This window comes from Pseudomonas sp. IT-P258, from assembly GCF_949767825.1.
Classification (GTDB): domain Bacteria; phylum Pseudomonadota; class Gammaproteobacteria; order Pseudomonadales; family Pseudomonadaceae; genus Aquipseudomonas; species Aquipseudomonas monachiensis.
Window position 1 is genome coordinate 110,562 of sequence record NZ_CATKPU010000032.1, and the last position, 18,457, is coordinate 129,018.

Consider the following 18,457-nt stretch of genomic DNA (forward strand, 5'->3'; position numbering starts at 1 on the left):
GTTTTTTGTTTATCCAGTGTTTGCGTTTAGTGCGAAACGCGGCTGGTGCCATTCACACTTGCGATGCGCACACGCTCGCCAACACGGAACACTTCGTTCGGCTGAACTTCCTGTACGTAGGCGCGCATGCTGCCATCGTCTTCGCGTACGGTGATTTCCACACCCTGGGTGCGGGTCAGGCCTTCTTCCGCGGCCGAACCGATCAGGCCGCCGGCGACTGCGCCAATGACCGCAGCAACAATACTGCCCTTGCCGCCACCGATGGAGCTGCCGCCAACGCCACCGACCACTGCGCCTGCAGCGCCGCCGATCGGGGTCTTGGTGCCTTCGATTTTCACCGGGCGCAATGCTTCGATGGTGCCCATGCGAACGGTCTGCACCCGACGCGCCTCGTCACGGGAGTAGGAGTCACCGGTCAGGCTCGATTGGCAACCAGTGAGCAACATCGCCATCGTGGAAAAGGAAGCAACCAGCAGGACAGACTTACGCATAGCATCAACTCCAAAGAAACAGTTGTTCATTAAACTCCGCGGCTTGACGCCTGTCACGGCATCGCCCGGGTAAAATTGGTTTGATTCAGGCTCCGTTAAGGCGCCTCCACGAACTCACACAGTAGCGGCAAATTCGCAAAACTGCCCCACTGGCCAAGGATTTCAATGGACTACTTTATCATCGTCGTCACGACTGTTGCCGGTTTGTACTTCCATTGGTGGCTGTACGTGCGGATCAAACGCTGGATGGACCGCGACCTGGCGCTAGCGCTGGCGGGCAAGGACGAGCAGAAAAAAGCCTTCATGCTCGAACGATTGGCGAGTGCCCGGGCGCAGAAGATCAAGCGTCGAGACCTGCCGAAGTGGCTGGAGGCCGCTGCGGCAGGCTATCCCGATCGGTAGACTGCTCAGGGTGCCAGACGTTCAAGAATCCAGTCGGCGCCCTGCTGGCGGTAATTGAGGCGGTCGTGCAGGCGGCTTGGGCGGCCCTGCCAGAATTCGATGCGTTCCGGCAGCAGGCGATAACCGCCCCAGTGTTCCGGGCAATGGGGCTGGGTGTCGCTGAAACGTTGCTCGGTATTCTTGAGCAGCGCTTCGAGTTCGCCACGACCGGCGATCACCCGGCTCTGCGGTGACGCCCAGGCCCCCAGGCGACTGCCCAGCGGACGGACCTGATAATAGGCGTCGGACTCCTCAGGCGTCACCTTCACCACCCGTCCTTCGATACGCACCTGGCGCTCGAGCGCCGGCCAGAAAAACGTCATGGCCGCGAACGGATTCGCGGCCAGATGCTGGCCCTTGGCGCTTTCGTAGTTGGTGAAAAAGGTGAAGCCCTGCTCGTCCAGGCCCTTGAGCAACAGAATGCGACAGTGCGGTCGACCGTCCTGGTCAACGGTGGCCAGGGTCATGGCGTTGGCTTCCACCGGTGCCTGCTCGGTTTTCACCGCGTCGGCGAACCACTGGTGGAACAGTGCGAACGGCTCGGCCGGGGCTTGTGCCTCGGTCAGGCCATCACGGGTGTAGTCACGACGCATATCAGCCAGGCCCTGGGTCATGGCGCATTCCTTTTGGTTAACGAATCACTGCTTTGCAGTATCAGTGGCGACGACTTTCTTGTCAGCCGTGGAGGCTTTGGCTGGTGTGGTCTTTTTTGCCGGCGTTGCGGTTTTCGCAGGTGCTTTCTTGGCCGACGCTTTTTTCGCGGGCGCTTTTTTCGTCGCTGGAACAGCAGCCTTTTTAGTCGCAGGGGCCGGTGTCACAGGCTTGACGACCGGTTTGGCGTCCGCGGCAGCGACCATGGTCACAGGTGCCGGAGCCGGCATGTTGTACTTGCTCAGCAGCGCGACCATGGTGTTTTGCGGGGTCACCAGCAGTTCCACGCGACGGTTCAACGCACGCCCTTGCACGCTGTCATTGGCGGCACGCGGCGCGTCACCGCCCAGGCCACGCAGCATCAGGCGATCACGCTGCAAACCACTGAGACGGAAAATCGCCGCAACGGACTGGGCACGCTCCTGGCTCAGCTTGACGTTGGCCGGCGCCGCGCCGGACGTATCGCTGTGGCCGAGGATCAACACAGCGGTCTTTGGATCGGCTTCAAGGATCTTGGCAACGCGGGTGAACGGACCGAGTGTGACCGGCAGCAGCATGGCCGGACGATCCGGGTTGAACGAGCCTTCGACCGGTGCAGTCACTACCAGCACGTTTTCGCGGCGCTCGAGTTGCATGTTGCTGCCCTTGACCGCCTCGCGCAGTCGCGGTTCGTAGTCGTCAAGCCAGGCCTGGGTGACTTTCGGGTCAGGCATCGGCACAACTTTGGCGGTGCTCTGCTCGCTACCGCCGAACGGCCACCACCACTTGCTACCGCTATCGGTTTCAGCCTTGGCCGCCGCAACGGGTTTGACTGCGGGCTTCACCTCCGGCTTGGCCACGGGCTTGCCGGCGCTGTCGTCGGAACCGAACGGCCAGTACCAGTGGCTGCCGCTTTCAGTCTTGGCGACAGATGCCGTCACGTCTTTCTGTGGAGTCTGTGCGCAACCGGTAATAGCGAAGCACAGGGCCAAAGCGAGGGTTTTATTGGATGACATTGGATATCCACAAAAATGAAGTCAAAAAAATCAGGCCACATTGGCCGGTAGAAGCAGACGGTTTGAAACTGAAAAGGTTATCGGGTTCCAGCCCTGGAACCCGATAGCCGCTTTTACAGACAAGTGGCCAGAACCCGCACCAGCTTTTGCGCGCGCGGGTCCATCAAGACGTACGGCCCCAGGGTATTTGTCACAAATCCGAAAGCCACATCGTGCTCCGGATCGGCAAAACCGATGGAGCCGCCGGCACCCGGATGACCAAACGCCCGCGGGCCAAGGCCGAACGTGGCATTGGCAACATCCGGTTGATCAAGCATGCAACCCAGGCCGAAACGGGTCCGGGTCAGTAAAGTCTTGTCCTCGCCGAGGCTGTGCTCGCGAGTCAATTCATCGAGCATTTCGCTTTCCAGCAGGCTGCCGTCCAGCAGGCCGGCGTAGAATCCGGCCAGGCTGCGGGCATTGCCATGACCATTGGCGGCCGGCTGTTGCATGCGTCGCCACTCGGGTTTGTTGGTGCTGGTCATGATCGACGGCGGGTTAGTGAATGCCCGGGTCGTCATGGCCGTTGGCTCACGCATGGTCACTTGCAGCAGGCGCTGGGCCGCGGCATCGCCGACATTGCCCTTGCCCCGCGCAATGTGGGCCACGCGATGGAACTCTTCGTCGGCCAGGCCCACATGGAAGTCCAGGCCCAACGGTTTGGCGACCCGCGCGACGATGGATTCACCCGGCCCGCGACCGTCGGCACGGCGCAGCAATTCGCCGATCAGCCAGCCATAGGTGATCGCCGCGTAACCGTGGCCTTCGCCCGGCGTCCACCACGGCGTTTCGGCGGCCAGGGCGTCGACCATGGTTTGCCAGTCGTAAAGGGCTTCGGGGGCCAACAACTCGCGCAATGCCGGTAGACCGGCCTGATGGCAGAGCAGTTGACGCAGGGTGACGGACGCTTTGCCGGCAGCGGCAAATTCAGGCCAGTAGCGCGCAACCGGGGCATCCAGTTGCAGCTTGCCTTCGGCCACCAGCTGCAGCGCGGTGACGGCGGTAAAGGTCTTGGTGCAGGAGAACAGGTTGGCGATGGTGTCGCTATGCCAGGCCTCGGCCCCGTCCTTGTCGGCAGTGCCGGCCCACAGATCGACAACGGTTTCGCCACCGACCTGGATGCACAACGCGGCGCCACGCTCCTGGGGATCGTCGAACAGCGCCGCGAACGCCTCTCGCACCGCTTCGAACTTAAGCTCGTAATGACCCTGAATCTGCACCCGCAACTCCCCGGATTAACGCTCTACAAAGTGGTCGGCATTGTTCCAGCCCTTGAGGGTTTTGGGAACAGGGTTGGGCCGGGCGGTCGCTCTGCCATCAACTTGAAATGCAGTGGTGATGCCAATGACGCCTTCGCGAGCAGGCTCGCTCCCACAGGAGAATGCATTCCAAAGTGAGAGCGAGCCTGCTCGCGAAGAACGATGACACGGTTTCAGCGATTAATGGCCTTTGCCGGAGTGCCCACCCGCGCCTTTCCCCGGCCCCTTGCCGGCCTCGGCCTTGCGGCCGCCCTCGGCGTCGTGGCTGGCTTTGTCGGCGGCGGTTGCAGCCTTCTCGGCCTCTTTGCCCAGTTGCTCGACTGTCGCCAGGTTGCTCTTGCGAACACTGTCGACAAAACCCTGGAACGGTAGATCAGTGATGCCCACCAACCCGAAGTGACCGTTTTCACCGTCAAGCAGGCGTCCGGTTACAGGTTGATCGAGGTACTGGAACCAATGCACGCCGACAATCGACGGCTCGCTCAATGCCTGCTTGAGGAAGTTGGTGTACGCCGGACCGCGGTCTTCCTCCTTCGCCAACGGCGTAACGCCGCCCCAGAACGGGCCACGATCGGCCGAACCGAAATTGAACTCGGTGATCAGCACCGGTTTGTCGAGACTGCGCAGCTTGGCGAAGTCGTAACCATCCTGGGGTTGCAGGGTGTACATGTTGAAACTCAACACGTCGCAGTACTGGGCGCAGGACTCCAGGGCTTGCGGTGTGCTGATCGCGAAGCGGCCGCCGAGCAGCAACTGGTTCGGCGCGTGCCACTTGAGTGAGTCGGAGATGGTCTTGAAGTAAGTGTCGGCAAAGACCTTCTGGAAGTATTTGAAGTCGGCTTCGATTTCCGGGTGCTCGGCGCTCGGGAGCGGCGGTACGAACCCCGGATCCTCCATCAGTTCCCAGGCTGGCAGCTCAATGCCCCAGGCCTTCGACAGGCCCGCCTGATTGCGGTACTTGTCACGCAGTTGCTTGAGGAATGCGCGCTTGGCCGGCACGTCGGTGGTCATTTTCAAGGTGCCGTAGGCCAAGGCATAACGGGCTTTCGGGTCATCGCCGGGACCGGCCCAGGCCAGTTCGTTATCGGCGTAGTAACCGATCAGCCAAGGATCGTCACGATGGTCGCGGGCAGCAATCGCCACTGCACGCTCGGTGGCCATGGCGAAACGCGGGTCGAACGGATCGGGCATGCCCCCCCACCAGTCGGTGCCGGTGCTGATGCTGGCGTAGTCGCCAACGATCGACAGCGGCATGGTGTAGGGCACACGATCAGCGTCGCCCAGTGCGGGTGCGCTCCAGTTGCCGATGGTGTTGAAGCCCCAGGCCTGCAAGCGATCAAGGGTGTGACTGGCCCAGCGCTGCTCGTCGAACGCGGCTTTGCAGGGTTCTACAGGTGTTGGCGTTGCTGCTTTTGCCTCAGTTTTGGCCGCTTCGGCGACACCGGATTCGGCAGCCGCAGGCACGACCGGTTGCTCGGCAGCTTTTTCCGCCGTTGCTTCAACCGCATCGGCCTTGGCGGCGGCCGCTACGCCGGCCTTACTGTCGCTGCTCGAGTCACAAGGGTTGCCATGAAGGCGCTGCAAGTTGGCGCCGTAGAAATCGTACCAGCGACCTGCACTGTACCCACGACCCTGATCGGCGCCGTTGCCGCCACGGTTGTCGCCTTCGCCATAGTGGCTGGCGAGTGCGTCATCTGCTTTGGGCAGGGATTCGAACATCCATTCGCGACCGGCAACGTAGGTCTGGTTGACATCCGGAGCCACGGTATTGACCCCCAGGGAATAAAACGGGTGCCCCTCGGGCGTCACCAGATACCAGCGACCGTCACGTTTTTCGGTTCGGAAAAAACCGCTGGCCTTGAACGACGGGCCTTTGGCTAACCCACCGAACTTATCCAGAGAAGACTTCTGACGCTCGGCCAGCCAGGTTTTCAGTTGCTGCTGCTCCTTGCTGGCGGCGCTTTTCAGCTGTTCGTCGCTGCTGACTTTTTCCGGCCATCTGGCCCGGGTCGACTGGCCGTAAGCATCCACCAAACCGCCATAAACGGCCTGGGTGACCGACTCGCCGTCCTGCACACCAAAGCGTTCCAGCAGGATGCTTTGCGCGGCTTTGGGCTGGTCCATCGACAGGCTCACCGACACCACCTGGCTGCGATCCAGCTCACCGGCGCTGCTGGCCAGCAACACTCGCTGCCCCTCAACGGTCATCGGCATCGGCGGGCCAGCCTTCATGCCCAGGCTCAGCGGTGATGTCGCTTGCAAAGGCACCAACAGGGTTTGCGCAGGCCCCGCCGGCAGATCGACGCGACTGACCAGTGTCTTGCCGTCGTTGCTCTGGATGGTCACGTACAGGGTCAAGGCCCAGTCCATCGCGCTCTGGATCCGCAGGCTCATGACGCCCGACTGCGACCAGTCCCAGGCGCCGGTTTGCGGGGTCAGGCGCAACGTCGGGCGGGCGACCGGGTTGAACGTCACCCGGCGCAGCACTTCGCCTTCGGGGGTTTGCTCGGCGTTGGATTGCGGCAGGCTGGCGTCCTGAGTCGCCACCTGGACCACGTCGGCGGGGCGCACGAAGTTGAACAGCGTCTGCTGGCCGGCGGGGGCGGCCAACAGCGGCGTTGCGAACATCAGGGCAAAAACAGCAGGCAACGAACGGCAAATCATGAGAACGAAATTCTCCCTAACGACCTTCAATGGGCCAGTGGAAAAGCGATGGCAGAGAGATAGACAACGCGGCGGGCAAAACTGCCCACCGGTGCTTCAGGAAATTTCTCGACGGAACGGCGGCAACGCATTGAGGATGGCTTTGCCATAGCGCTGGGTCACCAGGCGCCGGTCGAGCAAGGTGATAGTGCCGCGGTCTTCTTCGGTGCGCAGCAAGCGACCGCAGGCCTGGACCAGCTTCAGCGAGGCATCCGGCACGGAGATTTCCATGAACGGATTGCCGCCCCGGGCTTCGATCCACTCGGCCAGCGCTGCTTCGACCGGATCATCGGGTACCGAGAATGGAATCTTGGCAATGACCACGTGCTCGCAATAGGCACCGGGCAAGTCGACCCCTTCGGCGAAGCTCGCCAGGCCGAACAACACGCTGGAATCCCCACCATCGACCCGCGCCTTGTGCTTGTTGAGGGTTTCCTGTTTCGACAGGTTGCCCTGGATGAACACTTGCTTGCGCCAGTCGCGGTCGAGGCCGTCGAACACGTCCTGCATCTGTTTACGCGAGGAAAACAGCACCAGCGTGCCCCGCGAGCCTTCGACCAATTCAGGCAGGTCACGAATGATCGCGGCGGTATGCGCCGCTGCATCACGGGGATCGGCGTTCAGGTTCGGCACCCGTAGCACACCGGCGTCAGCGTGATGGAAGGGGCTTGGCACCACGGCCGTCACGGCTTTTTTCGGCAGGCCGGCGCGCATGCGGAAGCGGTCGAAGGTGCCGAGGGCCGTCAGGGTCGCCGACGTCACCAGGCAGCCATACGCCACGTTCCACAGGTTGCGGCGAAGCATTTCCGCCGCGAGGATGGGGCTTGCGTTGACCTCGATGTCGAACAGCGAACCGCTTTCGGCCAGGGTCAGCCAGCGGGCCATCGGCGGGTTGTCTTCCGGGTCCTCGACGGTGAAGGCAGTCCACAATTCCCAGTTGCCGGAAGAACGCGACAACAGACTACCGAATAGCGGATACCACTCCTCGGCCTGGTTGCTGGCGATGCCAATGTTGACCTCGCCATCCATGCCTTCTTTGAGCAACTCGGTCAGGCGGGTGAACAGATCGGTCAGCCGCGCGAAACCCTTCTTCAGTTCGATGCCCATTTCACGCATGTGCTCGGGGATCACCCCGCCGACGAATCGGTGACGCGGGCGCTCGCGGCCTTCGACGTCTTCGCCGGGCTTGAAGTCGGCGATCTGCTCGCAGGCGGTGAACATGAACTGCTGCTGGGTCTTGATCTCCCGCGCCAGCTCCGGCACCTGCTCGATCAACTTGCCCAGGTCCCCCGGCAGCGGGTGCTGGGCCAGAAGCTTGGTGAGGTTCTTGGCGGTGGTCTCCAGCCAGTCGGCGGTGGAGCGCAGGCGCGTGTAATGGGCGAAGTGGCCGATGGCCTTGTCCGGCAGGTGATGGCCTTCGTCGAACACGTAGATGGTGTCGCGCGGGTCCGGCAGCACGGCACCGCCGCCCAGGGCGAGGTCGGCCAGCACCATGTCGTGGTTGGTGACGATCACGTCGACCTTGCCCATGCCTTCGCGGGCCTTGTAGAAGGCGCACTGGCCGAAGTTCGGGCAATGACGGTTGGTGCACTGGCTGTGGTCGGTGGTCAGGCGCGCCCAGTCGGCGTCTTCCAGGGCGGTGGACCAACTGTCGCGGTCGCCGTCCCACTTATTGCCGGCGAGTTTCTCGATCATGCTGGTGAACAGCTTCTGGCTGGCCTCGTCGACCTCGATCTTGAAGCCTTCTTCTTCGAACAACTGAGCAGTGGCGGTCTGCGCGTGGCCTTCCTGGAGCAACATGTCGAGCTTGGACAGGCACATGTAGCGCCCGCGCCCCTTGGCCAGGGCGAAGCTGAAGTTCAGCCCGCTGTTGCGCATCAGGTCAGGCAAGTCCTTGTAGACGATCTGCTCCTGCAGGGCCACGGTGGCCGTGGCGATCACCAGGCGCTTGCCGGCGGCCTTCGCCGTGGGAATCGCCGCCAGGCTGTAGGCCACGGTCTTGCCGGTGCCGGTGCCGGCTTCCACCGCGACAATCGCGGGGTCGCCACTGCGCCGGCCTTCGTCGTCAGTGTCGATATCACCCAGGACCTTGGCGACTTCGGCGATCATCAGGCGTTGGCCATAACGCGGCTTGAGGCTCTTGGCTTCGAGAAAACGCGAGTAGGCGCCCTGGATCGTGGTTTTGAGTTCAGTGCTGATCATGGATTGTCGGGCGCAAAAACGCTGGATAAATTTTCAGTGGTTCGGTTTGGTCGCTATCATACCCCGCTAATGAATCCCGCGCAGAACGGAGTAACCCAATGACACCTTTTAGCCTCATTTATAGCCTGCATGTACTGGCCGCCCTGGTCTGGGTCGGCGGCATGTTTTTCGCCTGGATGGTCCTGCGCCCCGCCGCGGTGACGGCACTGGAAGGCCCTGCCCGGCTGAAGCTGTGGGTAGAAGTGTTTCAAGGATTTTTCCGCTGGGTCTGGGTGGCGGTGGTGCTGTTGCCGGTCAGCGGCGTGGGCATGCTGCACATGCACTTCGGTGGCTTTGAAACTGCGCCACGTTATGTGCAGGTGATGATGGGCTTGTATGTGGTGATGACCGCGCTGTTTATCCGGATTCAGGCGCTGATGCTGCCGGAGCTGCGCACTGCCGTGGCCGAGCAGGATTGGCCCGTTGGTGCAGCGGTGCTGGGGCGGATCCGCAAGTTGGTGGGGATCAATCTGTTGGTGGGATTGGCCTTGGTAGCGATTGCTGCGGCTCGGCCGATGTTCTGAATCTGCCGGGCGGTTGTGGCAGGGGGGGGGATTGCCCTCTCGCCACAGAGGGCCTGGTAAGTTTTACAAGCGCTGAACCGTCACCGAACCCGCAGCCCCTTCCGGCCCGGGCTGCCCGTCAGCCCCGGGTTTACCGCTCTTGCCGCCATCGGCCTTGTAGATCAGGCAACCCTTGGCCTTGCCACCCGCGCCCGGTTTGCCGCCAGGGCCGGCCAGGCCACCGGCACCGCCCGCCACCTGGACCTTGATCCGGTCCGCCGGGAAGTCGTGCGGCACTGCCAGCTCGACCAGCGCCCCCGGTGCTCCCGGCTGGCCATTGCTACCATCACTGCCATCGGCACCGCGCCCCGCCTGCCCCCAGGTGCAGCCCGGTTCCTGGCCGTTGGCCCCGTCAAGGCCAATGAACCCCGGTGCGCCCGCACCACCGCGAGCATCAACGTTCAATTGCGCTGCGTTCAGTGTCTTGATCTGCAAATCAAGGCTGCGTCCGGATCGAGCGGCCTTCTGGTAAGTCCCGGGTGAGCCACGGGAGGTGATCTGGCTGCCTTCGGACAAATCAGCGCGACGAACCTTCAGCGCCAGCGCCTGTTCCCCCGGCACGATGGCAATGCGCGCTTCACGCCCCAGATGCAATTCACCCACGGTGACTTCCGTGACGTTCGAAGGAATCAGCAAGGTGCCGTAATCGGCCACCACCAGGCGTTCCAGTTGCAGGGTGCTGGCGGTGTTGGGCAAGCGCATCAGCGAGTTGGTTTCGACACTCACCACCTGTGCGCTGGCCAATGGGCTGATGAGTGCGACGAGCAGACAGAGTTTACGCATGGGAAGCCTTCGAAGCGCTGGGAGCTGGAATGGTTTGCAGGTGGAATACGCCGAAAATGACGATCTTCAGGCGGTCAAGCCAGGGATGGGCGCGACCTCGAAGGCTGCGATAGCACAGCAACGCTTCCAGAAGATGGATGAACCCCAACAGGCCGCCGGCCAGGTTGACCAACGGGTGCAGCGGAAAGACAAACGGTGTGAGCAGATTGACCAGCACTACCGCCCAGAACAGCAAGGTCAGTAACCGCCCCAGTCCCCATATGACGTTCATACGCGCCCCCGATGAGAATTATTGTTTGCGCGCACAGTAACGGCTTCCACGCGGGATAAGCCAGAGGGCAACGGAAAAATCTTCATGAAGGCCGCCAAACGGCCGTCGTAGCGATCATACCCGTCGCCCGACGGCTCTATCTCTTGGCTCAGCGGTTTATATGCAGTTCCACGCGACGGTTTTTCGCACGACCTTCTTCGGTTTCGTTGCTGGCAATCGGTTGGCTCTCACCCCGGCCTTCGCTGGTGACTTTGTTCGGCGCCACGCCCTGGCTCAACAGGTATTCCGCCACGCTGCTGGCACGCCGCTCCGACAAGGCCTGGTTATAGGCATCCGAACCGACGCTGTCGGTATGGCCGACCACCTTGATGCTGACCACATCGGCATCCTCGAACTTGCTCATCAACGCATCCAGTTGACTCTTCGCTGTCGGGGTCAGCTCGGATTGATTGAAGACAAACAGTACATCGCTCAGAGTAATGACTTCGGATTGCGCAGGCTCGACCTGGACGCTGTCCGGGTATTGCGGCACCGGGCAGCCCCGATGGTCGACCGGGGTATTGGCAGGGGTATCAGCGCAACGGTCGCGTCGGTCGAAAACGCCGTCTCCATCTTCGTCGCCATCCTGGGCATAGCAGATCAAGCCGCCGGACAAGATACCCAGCGCTGCCCCGCCCGCGGCCCAGGCACCGCTCTCGATTGCGCCCAGACCACCACCGACCAGGCCGCCGATGAGGCTGCAAATTGGCCAGGTGCGTTGATTGAGGGGGGCAGTGCCATCGCTGTGGGTCGCGCAGCCGGTCAAGAGGCTGCCAAGTAGCAGAACCGGCAAGACGGTCCTTGTGAGAACGATCATATTGAAAGCTCCTGTGTCCGGCCAATACCGGTTACACAGGAGTAAAGACCCGCATCCGCGACTGCACAAGGCGCGGATGCGAGGGGGACTTAACGCTGGATTTTGATTTCGGTACGACGGTTCTGTGCACGACCGTCAGCGGTTTTGTTGTCAGCAACCGGCTGGCTTTCACCGGCACCGACAACCGACACGAAGTTGCTGCGAGGTACGCCTTGCTCGATGAGGTATTCAACCACCGAGTGGGCGCGTTTTTCCGACAGTTTCTGGTTGTAGGTGTCACTGCCCACGCTGTCGGTATGGCCGGTCACGGTCAGTTGAGCGGTAGGGGCTTCGGCTTTCAGGCGAGTGGCAATCTTGTCGAGTACCTGTTTGTCGGACGAGGTAAGCGTGGCTTTGTCAAACTGGAAGTGAACATCGCGGATGACGATGGTTTCTTCCTGAACCACAACCGCTTCTTCGACCACAGGCGCTGGTGGTGGGCAACCGTTGGCATCGACCTGAACGCCTTTTGGCGTGCCTGGGCACTTGTCGCGACTATCCGGTACGCCATCGCCGTCTTCATCGCCATCACCGTGCACCCAGCAATAAGCCGCTGCCGTACCGCCGACGAGCAGAGCACCATACCCTGCCCATGCCGAGCTTTCGGTCGCACCGATGCCCGCCCCCACGACACCACCAACTGCCGCACAGGTCGGCCAGTCGGTTTTCTGCAAACCTGCGCAACCAGTCAAGACACTGGTTAGCAGAACCAAGGGTAATGCTGTCCGAACTATGCTCATCTAGTTTTCTCCTGAGGGATCGGCTTAGAACCGATTCAGGTAGTAAAGACCCGAGTTTTAAACTCCGCCAGCAATAGGCCATGCTGTTTATTCGCGTATTAACGGCAGGTTGGCGCTTTTGTCGCCAGGGTGCTCTAGGCCCGAACGTTAGGGCAGGCTAGTCTTGGCAGATCTGATTGAGGATCTTCGATGACTGCAGGTATTTCTTCACGCACGCCACAACAGGCACTGGCCGCGTTACTTGACCGATATGCCCCCGCACGCCTGTTGTTGATCGGCGCCAGCGAATTCCCGGCACTGGAGGCTTTCAAACTCGCTCACCCGGACAGCTGTGTCGCTTCCGCGGCCCCCGGGCCACTGCCGGCCGAGCTGGCGGCCCGCCGTTTCGACCTGGCCCTGGTAGTCGATTGCCTGGAGCATTTGCCCAAGCGCGACGGCCTGAACCTGCTGGGCGGCATCCGCAACCTCAACGCCAGCCGCATCGCAGTACTGGCGGACCTGCCGGCCTGTGGCTGGCAGGAAACGGACTTTTTCTCCCTGGCCCTGCAAGCCAGCGAACGCTTCCAACGGGACGAACAGGTGCTGACCCTGTTCACCTACGATCTGCTTGAATACAAACAAGTCCCCGACTGGCTCAACTCGCGCTTCTGGGCCAATCCGGAAAACTTCGGGAAATACTGGTGGTAATGCAATGAGTACATCCATTTGCCCATGCGGCAGCGGCACCCTGCTCGACGCCTGCTGCGGTCACTATCATGCCGGACACCCGGCACCGTGCGCAGAAGCATTGATGCGCTCGCGCTACAGCGCCTATGTGCTGGGGTTGGTCGACTATCTGGTAGCCACCACCCTGCCCGCCCAACAGGCCGGCCTGGACCGTCAATCGATCAGCGACTGGAGTGCGCAAAGCACATGGCTGGGCCTTGAGGTCGAAAGCTCCGAAGTGCTGGGCGGCCAGCCTGAACACGCGTTCGTGACCTTCACCGCGCGCTGGCACGACAGTAATGGCGAGCACAGTCATCGAGAGCGCTCATCGTTCGTACAGAACACCGGGCGCTGGTATTTCATCGACCCCACCGTGCAACTCAAACTCGGGCGCAATGACCCCTGCCCGTGCACGAGTGGGCAGAAGTTCAAGAAGTGTTGTGCGGGGTATTTCAGCAGCTAGGACAAGCAATGACTGTCCACCGCGCAAGTGCGGCCGAAGGCTGCGATCTTTTGGGTCTAGACTGGGCTCAAGGGAGAAACACCACGATGATCATCCGCCGCGGCGCACGCTGTCTGCTTACGCTGTTCCTGACACTGGGACTCGGCGGCTGTGCATCGTGGTTCGCCGACGACTTGCCGGACCCCGAGGTCCATCTGGTGAAGATCGAGGTGGTCAGCGCCAAAATGCTGGAACAGAAATTCCTCCTGCATTTTCGCATCGACAACCCCAACGACAGCGACCTGACGGTGCGCAGCCTGGAGTACCGCGTTCATCTGGGTGACATACTGCTGGCCGATGGCGAGTACGAACACTGGTTCACCATCAGCCCCAGGCACAGCGCTTACTTCAAGGTGCCGATCCGCACCAACCTGTGGTCCAAGGTCCGTGAAATGGCCAAACTGCTGAAAAAATCCGATCAGCCCATTCCCTATCGTCTGGAAGGTGAACTGGAAACCGGTATATTCATCGCCCACTACGTGCACCTGGCGCGCAATGGCGTGATAATCGCCGCCGATTTAATTCCGGAGCAACACCGATGACCCAGCAACCCCATGTCCACGGCCCTGACTGCAACCACGATCATGATCATGATCATGACCATCACCACCATGATCACGACCACGGCCATGTCCACGGTCCGAACTGCGGCCACGCTCACCAGGAACCGGTGCGCAACGCATTGAAAGACGTCGGCCGCAACGATCCGTGCCCATGCGGCAACGGCAAGAAATTCAAGAAGTGCCACGGCGCTTGATGCTTCTGGCGAAGACTTGCTTCGCCTGTTGAATCGCCATCCTCTCCTGTGGGAGCGAGCTTGCTCCTACAGGTGCTTAGTCGGCTGACAGAATCTGTGCACTGCTGACCACCGTCGCATACTCACCGTGCAAATTCCCCAGCGACATCCCATGCACCTCTTCGGCGCTATGGGCATGGCCGAAGAAATCAGCCTTGTCGAAGGTAAAGCACGCATCCTCGGCCACCCAAGTATCAAACCCCAGGTTGCCCGCGGTACGCGCCGTGGACTCCACCGAGTTGTGGGTTGCGACACCGACGATGATCAACTGCCCGATCCCCGCCTCGCGCAACTGCGCCTCCAGCCCGGTCGAACAGAACGCATCCGGCACCTGCTTCTGGATCAAGCGTTCACCGGCCATTGGCTCAAACCGTTGCTGAAACTCCACCCCCGACTGCAGTGGCCAGAATACCGAGTCCTCCGAGCGGGACAGGTGTTGCACATGGATCACCGGCCGGGCGGTACGCCGCCAATGGCCGAGCATTTCCAGCATGCGCGCTTCGGCCTCCGGATTATTCCTGCGACCGAGCCTTGGATGCAGGATGCCTTTTTGTTGATCGATGATGATCAGTGCCGCGTTTGCCTTGAGCTCCATGCCGACTGTCTTCCTGGATTGTTGAGCGTGTCGCACTTCAATATCACCAGTTACGGCTGGCAAGCCACTGTTGAGGCTGCGATCTTTGACAAATCCTGAAATAACCTCTTACCCCGCTTGCGCGGCCATCGCCTGCTCACTAACGTAGCGCCTTTATTGCGCCACCACCCCCGCAGGAGCTTTGCCATGGCCTCGCCAGCCCTTACTCATTTTCTACCCCGGTTCGGCGTTGCCGCTGCAGTGGCCGGTGTGTTGAGCCTGACCGGTTGTCAGAACTTCAACGCCCAGGACACCCTCCCGCCAACCTCCGGCGTACAACCACTCAAAGGCCTGGCGCAGAGCGTTTCGGTGCGCCGCAATGCCATGGGCATGCCGCTGATCGAAAGCAACAGCTTCCACGACGCGCTGTTCACTCTCGGTTACGTGCATGCCAGCGACCGCATCACCCAGATGGTCACCCTGCGCCTGCTGGCCCAGGGCCGTTTGGCCGAGATGCACGGCGCCGACCTGCTGGATGCCGACCGCTACATGCGGGCGGTCAACCTGAAGAAAAGTGCTGGCGAGCTGTACAAGGCTTCTTCGCCGCGCCTCAAGCGTTTCTTCGAAGTCTATGCGCGCGGGGTCAACGCCTACCTGTTCCGCTACCGCGACAAACTGCCGGCGGATCTGGCGGCCACCGGCTACAAGCCTGAATACTGGCAGCCGGAGGATTCGGCGCTGATTTTCTGCCTGCTGAACTTCAGCCAGTCGACCAACCTGCCGGAAGAAGTTTCCTCGCTGGTACTGGCCCAGACCGTCACCACCGACAAACTGGCGTGGCTGACGCCGTCGGCTCCCGACGAAAAACTGCCGGTCGCCGAAAGCGAAAAACTGCAAGGCCTCAAGCTCAACGGGCAAGTACCGGGGCTGGCTGAACTCAGCAAAGCCACCGGACAACTATCGGACCTCAACCTGCTGGGCGCCACCTCGTCGAACAACTGGGCCATCGCCGCGCAACGCAGTCGCAGCGGCAAGAGCCTGCTGGCCAGTGACACTCACGGCCCGCTGGGCGTGCCTTCGCTGTTCAGTTACGTGCAGATTCGCGCGCCGAAGTATCAGGCGTCCGGCGTGACCATCGCGGGGCTGCCGATGGTGCTTGGCGGTTTCAACGGTAAAGTGGCGTGGAGCATGACGTCCGTGATGGGCGACAACCAGGACCTGTTCCTGGAGAAAATCAAGCGCCAGGGCAACGGGCTTACCTACGAAAACGCCGGGAAATGGCAGCCGGCGATCATGCGCAACGAAACCTATTTCGTCAAAGGCCAGCGGTCGATTCGCGAAGCGGTGTACGAAACCCGCCATGGCCCGCTGCTCAACAGCGCCCAGGGCACCACGCTGGCCAATGGTTTCGGCCTGGCCTTGCAGACGCCGAACTTCACCGACGACAGAACCCTGGACGCGTTCTTCGACCTGTCCCGCGCCCAGAGTGTCGAGAAAGCCTCGGATGCCAGCCGCGAAATCCGCGCCATTGCGCTGAACCTGGTGTTCGCCGACGCCAGTCACATCGGCTGGCAAGTCACTGGCCGTTACCCGAACCGCCGCGAAGGCGAAGGCCTGCTGCCTTCGCCGGGCTGGGAAGGACGATACGATTGGGACGGTTATGCCGACCCGATGCTGCACCCGTACGACCAGGACCCGGCCCAGGGCTGGCTCGGCACCGCCAATCAGCGAGTCATTCCCCATGGCTACGGCATGCAGTTGTCCAATTCCTGGGCCGCTCCGGAGCGCGGCGAGCGCCTGGCCGAACTGGCCGGCGCCGGCAAGCACGACAGCCGCAGCCTGATCGCCATGCAATACGACCAGACCACTACCTTCGCTGCCAAGCTGAAGAAAGTGTTCGAAGCGCCGGGCATGGCCCAGCCACTCAAACAAGCCATGGACGCCTTGCCGCCGGCCGATCGCACCAAGGCACATGAAGCCTACAGCCGCTTGATGGCGTTCGATGGCAAGCTCAGCCCGAGCTCCACCGATGCGGCGATCTACGAATTGTTCCTGCAGGAAAGCACGCGGCAGATCTTCCTCGACGAACTGGGCCCGGAAACCAGCTCGGCGTGGAAAGCCTTTGTCGCCGACGGCAAGTTGTCCTTCGCGGCCCAGGCCGATCACTTGCTCGGGCGTGAGGACAGCCCGTTCTGGGATGACGTGCGCACCGCGCAGAAAGAAGACAAGCCGGCGATCCTCGCTCGCAGCCTCGCCGCCGCGATCAGCACAGGCGACAGCCAGTTGGGCGGCGATCACAGAGCCTGGCAGTGGGGCAAACTGCATCGCTATGAATGGAAAAACAGCAGCGGCCAGACCGTACGCGGACCGCTGCCGGCCGGTGGCGATCACACCACGCTCAACACCGCCGCCTTCGCCTGGGGGCAGGACTTCAACACCACGCTAGCGCCAGCCATGCGCTTTATCGTCGACTTCGGCCAGTCCGAACCGCTGATGGCGCAGAACGGCACCGGTCAGTCCGGCAACCCGGCCAGCCCGAACTACCTCAACAGCATCGAGCCGTGGCTCAAGGGCCAGTACATGAGCCTGCCGATGCAGCCGCAGAACTTCGACAACGCCTACGGCAAGGCGCGGTTGACGCTGACCCCAGGAAAGTAACCGCGCCCTTTAGTTGTGCGAGCTTGCTCGCGATAGCGGTCTGACATTCACATTGAGGTTGAATGTCAGACCGCTATCGCCGTTGCGCTGACGCGAGGATGAGTCGTGTCACCCGGTGGAGAGCCTGGTGCCCCTGCTCAGTCAAACCGTTTTTTGTGGCGAGATGATTTGGTGCACCCATTTCCCTGCGCCCGTTTTCGTGCATAAATCTGTCTCCGGCCATTTCCAAGCACCTTTTAAAACGCTTGTTCGGCACTCTGGTTCGGAAATTGCTACTTTCAACAGGTCTTACGCTTTCCAGTAACAATAATTCTGCGCCACAAGCGCTCATATTGGTTTTTAGGGATTGAATAATGAAAAAAGCATTGCTGACCCTTTCTGCACTGGCGTTGTGCATGGCTGCCGGCTCCGCCATGGCGAAGGAGTACAAAGAACTGCGTTTCGGCGTTGACCCTTCCTACGCACCGTTCGAATCGAAAGCGGCCGATGGCAGCCTGGTAGGCTTTGACATTGATCTGGGCAACGCGATCTGCGCCGAGCTGAAGGTCAAGTGCAAATGGGTCGAAAGTGACTTCGACGGTATGATCCCGGGCCTGAAAGCCAATAAATTCGACGGTGTGATCTCGTCGATGACCGTTACCGAAGCCCGTGAAAAAGTCATCGACTTCTCCAGCGAACTGTTCTCCGGCCCAACCGCCTACGTGTCCAAGAAAGGTTCGGGTGTGACCGAAGACGTCGCCTCGCTCAAGGGCAAGACCGTCGGCTACGAACAAGGCACCATTCAGGAAGCCTATGCCAAAGCCGTTCTGGACAAGGCCGGCGTGAAAACCCAGGCCTACGCCAATCAGGACCAGGTCTACGCCGACTTGACTTCCGGTCGTCTCGACGCAGGGATTCAGGACATGTTGCAAGCCGAACTGGGCTTCCTGAAGTCGCCACAGGGTGCCGACTACGACGTCAGCAAGCCGGTCGACAACGCTTTGCTGCCAGCCAAAACGGCCATCGGCATTAAGAAAGGTAACACCGAGCTGAAAGCACTTTTGGATAAAGGTATCAAAGCGTTACACGATGATGGCACCTACGCCACCATTCAGAAGAAACACTTTGGCGATCTGAATCTGTACAGCGGCAAATAATGCCCGGCGCCCAT

At 61.2% G+C, this 18,457-nt stretch carries 19 protein-coding genes; 8 read left to right on the plus strand and 11 right to left on the minus strand.

What is annotated here, in order from left to right:
• Positions 1-26: 26 nt before the first annotated feature.
• Positions 27-491, minus strand: a complete 465-nt coding sequence (locus ACM6G4_RS13085; protein WP_056720838.1) for a glycine zipper 2TM domain-containing protein — start codon at positions 489-491, stop codon at positions 27-29.
• 165 nt (positions 492-656) lie between these two features.
• Here ACM6G4_RS13085 and ACM6G4_RS13090 point away from each other — a divergent pair, with 165 nt between their 5' ends.
• Positions 657-893 (plus strand): hypothetical protein, encoded by a 237-nt coding sequence (locus ACM6G4_RS13090; RefSeq protein ID WP_056720840.1) that lies wholly within the window; start codon positions 657-659, stop codon positions 891-893.
• 5 nt (positions 894-898) lie between these two features.
• On the opposite strand, the gene pdxH is transcribed toward ACM6G4_RS13090, so the two are convergent.
• The 5 genes from pdxH to dinG form a co-directional block, all read right to left on the minus strand.
• Positions 899-1,546: a pyridoxamine 5'-phosphate oxidase gene (pdxH, locus tag ACM6G4_RS13095; protein ID WP_056720842.1), complete on the minus strand. Its 648-nt coding sequence runs from the start codon at positions 1,544-1,546 to the stop codon at positions 899-901.
• A gap of 24 nt (positions 1,547-1,570) precedes the next feature.
• Positions 1,571-2,578, minus strand: coding sequence for an OmpA family protein (locus ACM6G4_RS13100; protein WP_414913849.1), 1,008 nt, complete (start codon positions 2,576-2,578; stop codon positions 1,571-1,573).
• A 113-nt stretch (positions 2,579-2,691) separates the two neighbouring features.
• Positions 2,692-3,837 carry a serine hydrolase domain-containing protein gene (locus ACM6G4_RS13105; RefSeq protein ID WP_414913850.1) on the minus strand — a complete coding sequence of 382 codons (1,146 nt, stop codon included), beginning with the start codon at positions 3,835-3,837 and terminating at the stop codon, positions 2,692-2,694.
• 219 nt (positions 3,838-4,056) lie between these two features.
• Entirely contained in the window at positions 4,057-6,540 is a 2,484-nt protein-coding gene (locus ACM6G4_RS13110; RefSeq protein ID WP_414913851.1) for a beta-galactosidase, read from the minus strand.
• A gap of 96 nt (positions 6,541-6,636) precedes the next feature.
• Positions 6,637-8,781 carry an ATP-dependent DNA helicase DinG gene (gene dinG, locus ACM6G4_RS13115; RefSeq protein ID WP_007992389.1) on the minus strand — a complete coding sequence of 715 codons (2,145 nt, stop codon included), beginning with the start codon at positions 8,779-8,781 and terminating at the stop codon, positions 6,637-6,639.
• 98 nt (positions 8,782-8,879) lie between these two features.
• Between dinG and ACM6G4_RS13120 the strand changes: the two genes are divergently transcribed.
• Positions 8,880-9,344, plus strand: a complete 465-nt coding sequence (locus tag ACM6G4_RS13120; protein WP_056720849.1) for a CopD family protein — start codon at positions 8,880-8,882, stop codon at positions 9,342-9,344.
• Positions 9,345-9,407: 63 nt separating this feature from the next.
• Here ACM6G4_RS13120 and ACM6G4_RS13125 read toward each other — a convergent pair whose 3' ends face one another.
• From ACM6G4_RS13125 to ACM6G4_RS13140, 4 genes are all read right to left on the minus strand, one after another.
• Positions 9,408-10,166: a collagen-like protein gene (locus tag ACM6G4_RS13125; RefSeq protein ID WP_414913852.1), complete on the minus strand. Its 759-nt coding sequence runs from the start codon at positions 10,164-10,166 to the stop codon at positions 9,408-9,410.
• Complete coding sequence (locus ACM6G4_RS13130; protein WP_056720853.1) at positions 10,159-10,437, minus strand: DUF1145 domain-containing protein; 279 nt, start codon at positions 10,435-10,437, stop codon at positions 10,159-10,161. Before ACM6G4_RS13130 ends, ACM6G4_RS13125 begins: the two co-directional genes overlap by 8 nt.
• Positions 10,438-10,585: 148 nt before the next feature.
• The gene (locus tag ACM6G4_RS13135; protein ID WP_056720855.1) at positions 10,586-11,293 is read right to left on the minus strand and encodes an OmpA family protein; all 708 of its coding nucleotides are present in this window, start codon (positions 11,291-11,293) and stop codon (positions 10,586-10,588) included.
• 89 nt (positions 11,294-11,382) lie between these two features.
• Positions 11,383-12,072, minus strand: coding sequence for an OmpA family protein (locus tag ACM6G4_RS13140; RefSeq protein WP_056720858.1), 690 nt, complete (start codon positions 12,070-12,072; stop codon positions 11,383-11,385).
• 189 nt (positions 12,073-12,261) lie between these two features.
• On the opposite strand from ACM6G4_RS13140, the gene ACM6G4_RS13145 reads away from it, so the two are divergent.
• The 4 genes from ACM6G4_RS13145 (at position 12,262) to ACM6G4_RS13160 (ending at position 14,036) form a co-directional block, all read left to right on the plus strand.
• The gene (locus tag ACM6G4_RS13145; RefSeq protein WP_414913853.1) at positions 12,262-12,759 is read left to right on the plus strand and encodes a DUF6231 family protein; all 498 of its coding nucleotides are present in this window, start codon (positions 12,262-12,264) and stop codon (positions 12,757-12,759) included.
• Between the two features lie 4 nt (positions 12,760-12,763).
• The gene (locus ACM6G4_RS13150; protein ID WP_056720863.1) at positions 12,764-13,240 is read left to right on the plus strand and encodes a YchJ family protein; all 477 of its coding nucleotides are present in this window, start codon (positions 12,764-12,766) and stop codon (positions 13,238-13,240) included.
• Between the two features lie 86 nt (positions 13,241-13,326).
• Entirely contained in the window at positions 13,327-13,821 is a 495-nt protein-coding gene (locus ACM6G4_RS13155) for an LEA type 2 family protein (protein ID WP_056720865.1), read from the plus strand.
• Entirely contained in the window at positions 13,818-14,036 is a 219-nt protein-coding gene (locus ACM6G4_RS13160; RefSeq protein WP_159389530.1) for an SEC-C metal-binding domain-containing protein, read from the plus strand. The genes ACM6G4_RS13155 and ACM6G4_RS13160 overlap by 4 nt, the downstream gene beginning before the upstream one ends.
• Positions 14,037-14,112: 76 nt before the next feature.
• Here the strand turns inward: ACM6G4_RS13160 and ACM6G4_RS13165 are convergent, their stop codons facing one another.
• Entirely contained in the window at positions 14,113-14,670 is a 558-nt protein-coding gene (locus tag ACM6G4_RS13165) for a cysteine hydrolase family protein (protein ID WP_056720869.1), read from the minus strand.
• A 186-nt stretch (positions 14,671-14,856) separates the two neighbouring features.
• Here ACM6G4_RS13165 and ACM6G4_RS13170 point away from each other — a divergent pair, with 186 nt between their 5' ends.
• Positions 14,857-17,307, plus strand: a complete 2,451-nt coding sequence (locus ACM6G4_RS13170; protein WP_414913854.1) for a penicillin acylase family protein — start codon at positions 14,857-14,859, stop codon at positions 17,305-17,307.
• Between the two features lie 353 nt (positions 17,308-17,660).
• Complete coding sequence (locus ACM6G4_RS13175; protein ID WP_056720873.1) at positions 17,661-18,443, plus strand: transporter substrate-binding domain-containing protein; 783 nt, start codon at positions 17,661-17,663, stop codon at positions 18,441-18,443.
• Positions 18,444-18,457: the final 14 nt, after the last annotated feature.

Excerpts from the sequence above, each read along its gene's own strand:
- ACM6G4_RS13085 (WP_056720838.1), bottom strand. The coding sequence starts at position 491 with ATGCGTAAGTCTGTCCTGCTGGTTGCTTCCTTTTCCACGATGGCGATG.
- ACM6G4_RS13090 (WP_056720840.1), top strand. The coding sequence starts at position 657 with ATGGACTACTTTATCATCGTCGTCACGACTGTTGCCGGTTTGTACTTC.
- pdxH (WP_056720842.1), bottom strand. The coding sequence starts at position 1,546 with ATGACCCAGGGCCTGGCTGATATGCGTCGTGACTACACCCGTGATGGC.
- ACM6G4_RS13100 (WP_414913849.1), bottom strand. The coding sequence starts at position 2,578 with ATGTCATCCAATAAAACCCTCGCTTTGGCCCTGTGCTTCGCTATTACC.
- ACM6G4_RS13110 (WP_414913851.1), bottom strand. The coding sequence starts at position 6,540 with ATGATTTGCCGTTCGTTGCCTGCTGTTTTTGCCCTGATGTTCGCAACG.
- dinG (WP_007992389.1), bottom strand. The coding sequence starts at position 8,781 with ATGATCAGCACTGAACTCAAAACCACGATCCAGGGCGCCTACTCGCGT.
- ACM6G4_RS13120 (WP_056720849.1), top strand. The coding sequence starts at position 8,880 with ATGACACCTTTTAGCCTCATTTATAGCCTGCATGTACTGGCCGCCCTG.
- ACM6G4_RS13125 (WP_414913852.1), bottom strand. The coding sequence starts at position 10,166 with ATGCGTAAACTCTGTCTGCTCGTCGCACTCATCAGCCCATTGGCCAGC.
- ACM6G4_RS13130 (WP_056720853.1), bottom strand. The coding sequence starts at position 10,437 with ATGAACGTCATATGGGGACTGGGGCGGTTACTGACCTTGCTGTTCTGG.
- ACM6G4_RS13135 (WP_056720855.1), bottom strand. The coding sequence starts at position 11,293 with ATGATCGTTCTCACAAGGACCGTCTTGCCGGTTCTGCTACTTGGCAGC.
- ACM6G4_RS13140 (WP_056720858.1), bottom strand. The coding sequence starts at position 12,072 with ATGAGCATAGTTCGGACAGCATTACCCTTGGTTCTGCTAACCAGTGTC.
- ACM6G4_RS13145 (WP_414913853.1), top strand. The coding sequence starts at position 12,262 with ATGACTGCAGGTATTTCTTCACGCACGCCACAACAGGCACTGGCCGCG.
- ACM6G4_RS13150 (WP_056720863.1), top strand. The coding sequence starts at position 12,764 with ATGAGTACATCCATTTGCCCATGCGGCAGCGGCACCCTGCTCGACGCC.
- ACM6G4_RS13155 (WP_056720865.1), top strand. The coding sequence starts at position 13,327 with ATGATCATCCGCCGCGGCGCACGCTGTCTGCTTACGCTGTTCCTGACA.
- ACM6G4_RS13160 (WP_159389530.1), top strand. The coding sequence starts at position 13,818 with ATGACCCAGCAACCCCATGTCCACGGCCCTGACTGCAACCACGATCAT.
- ACM6G4_RS13165 (WP_056720869.1), bottom strand. The coding sequence starts at position 14,670 with ATGGAGCTCAAGGCAAACGCGGCACTGATCATCATCGATCAACAAAAA.
- ACM6G4_RS13170 (WP_414913854.1), top strand. The coding sequence starts at position 14,857 with ATGGCCTCGCCAGCCCTTACTCATTTTCTACCCCGGTTCGGCGTTGCC.
- ACM6G4_RS13175 (WP_056720873.1), top strand. The coding sequence starts at position 17,661 with ATGAAAAAAGCATTGCTGACCCTTTCTGCACTGGCGTTGTGCATGGCT.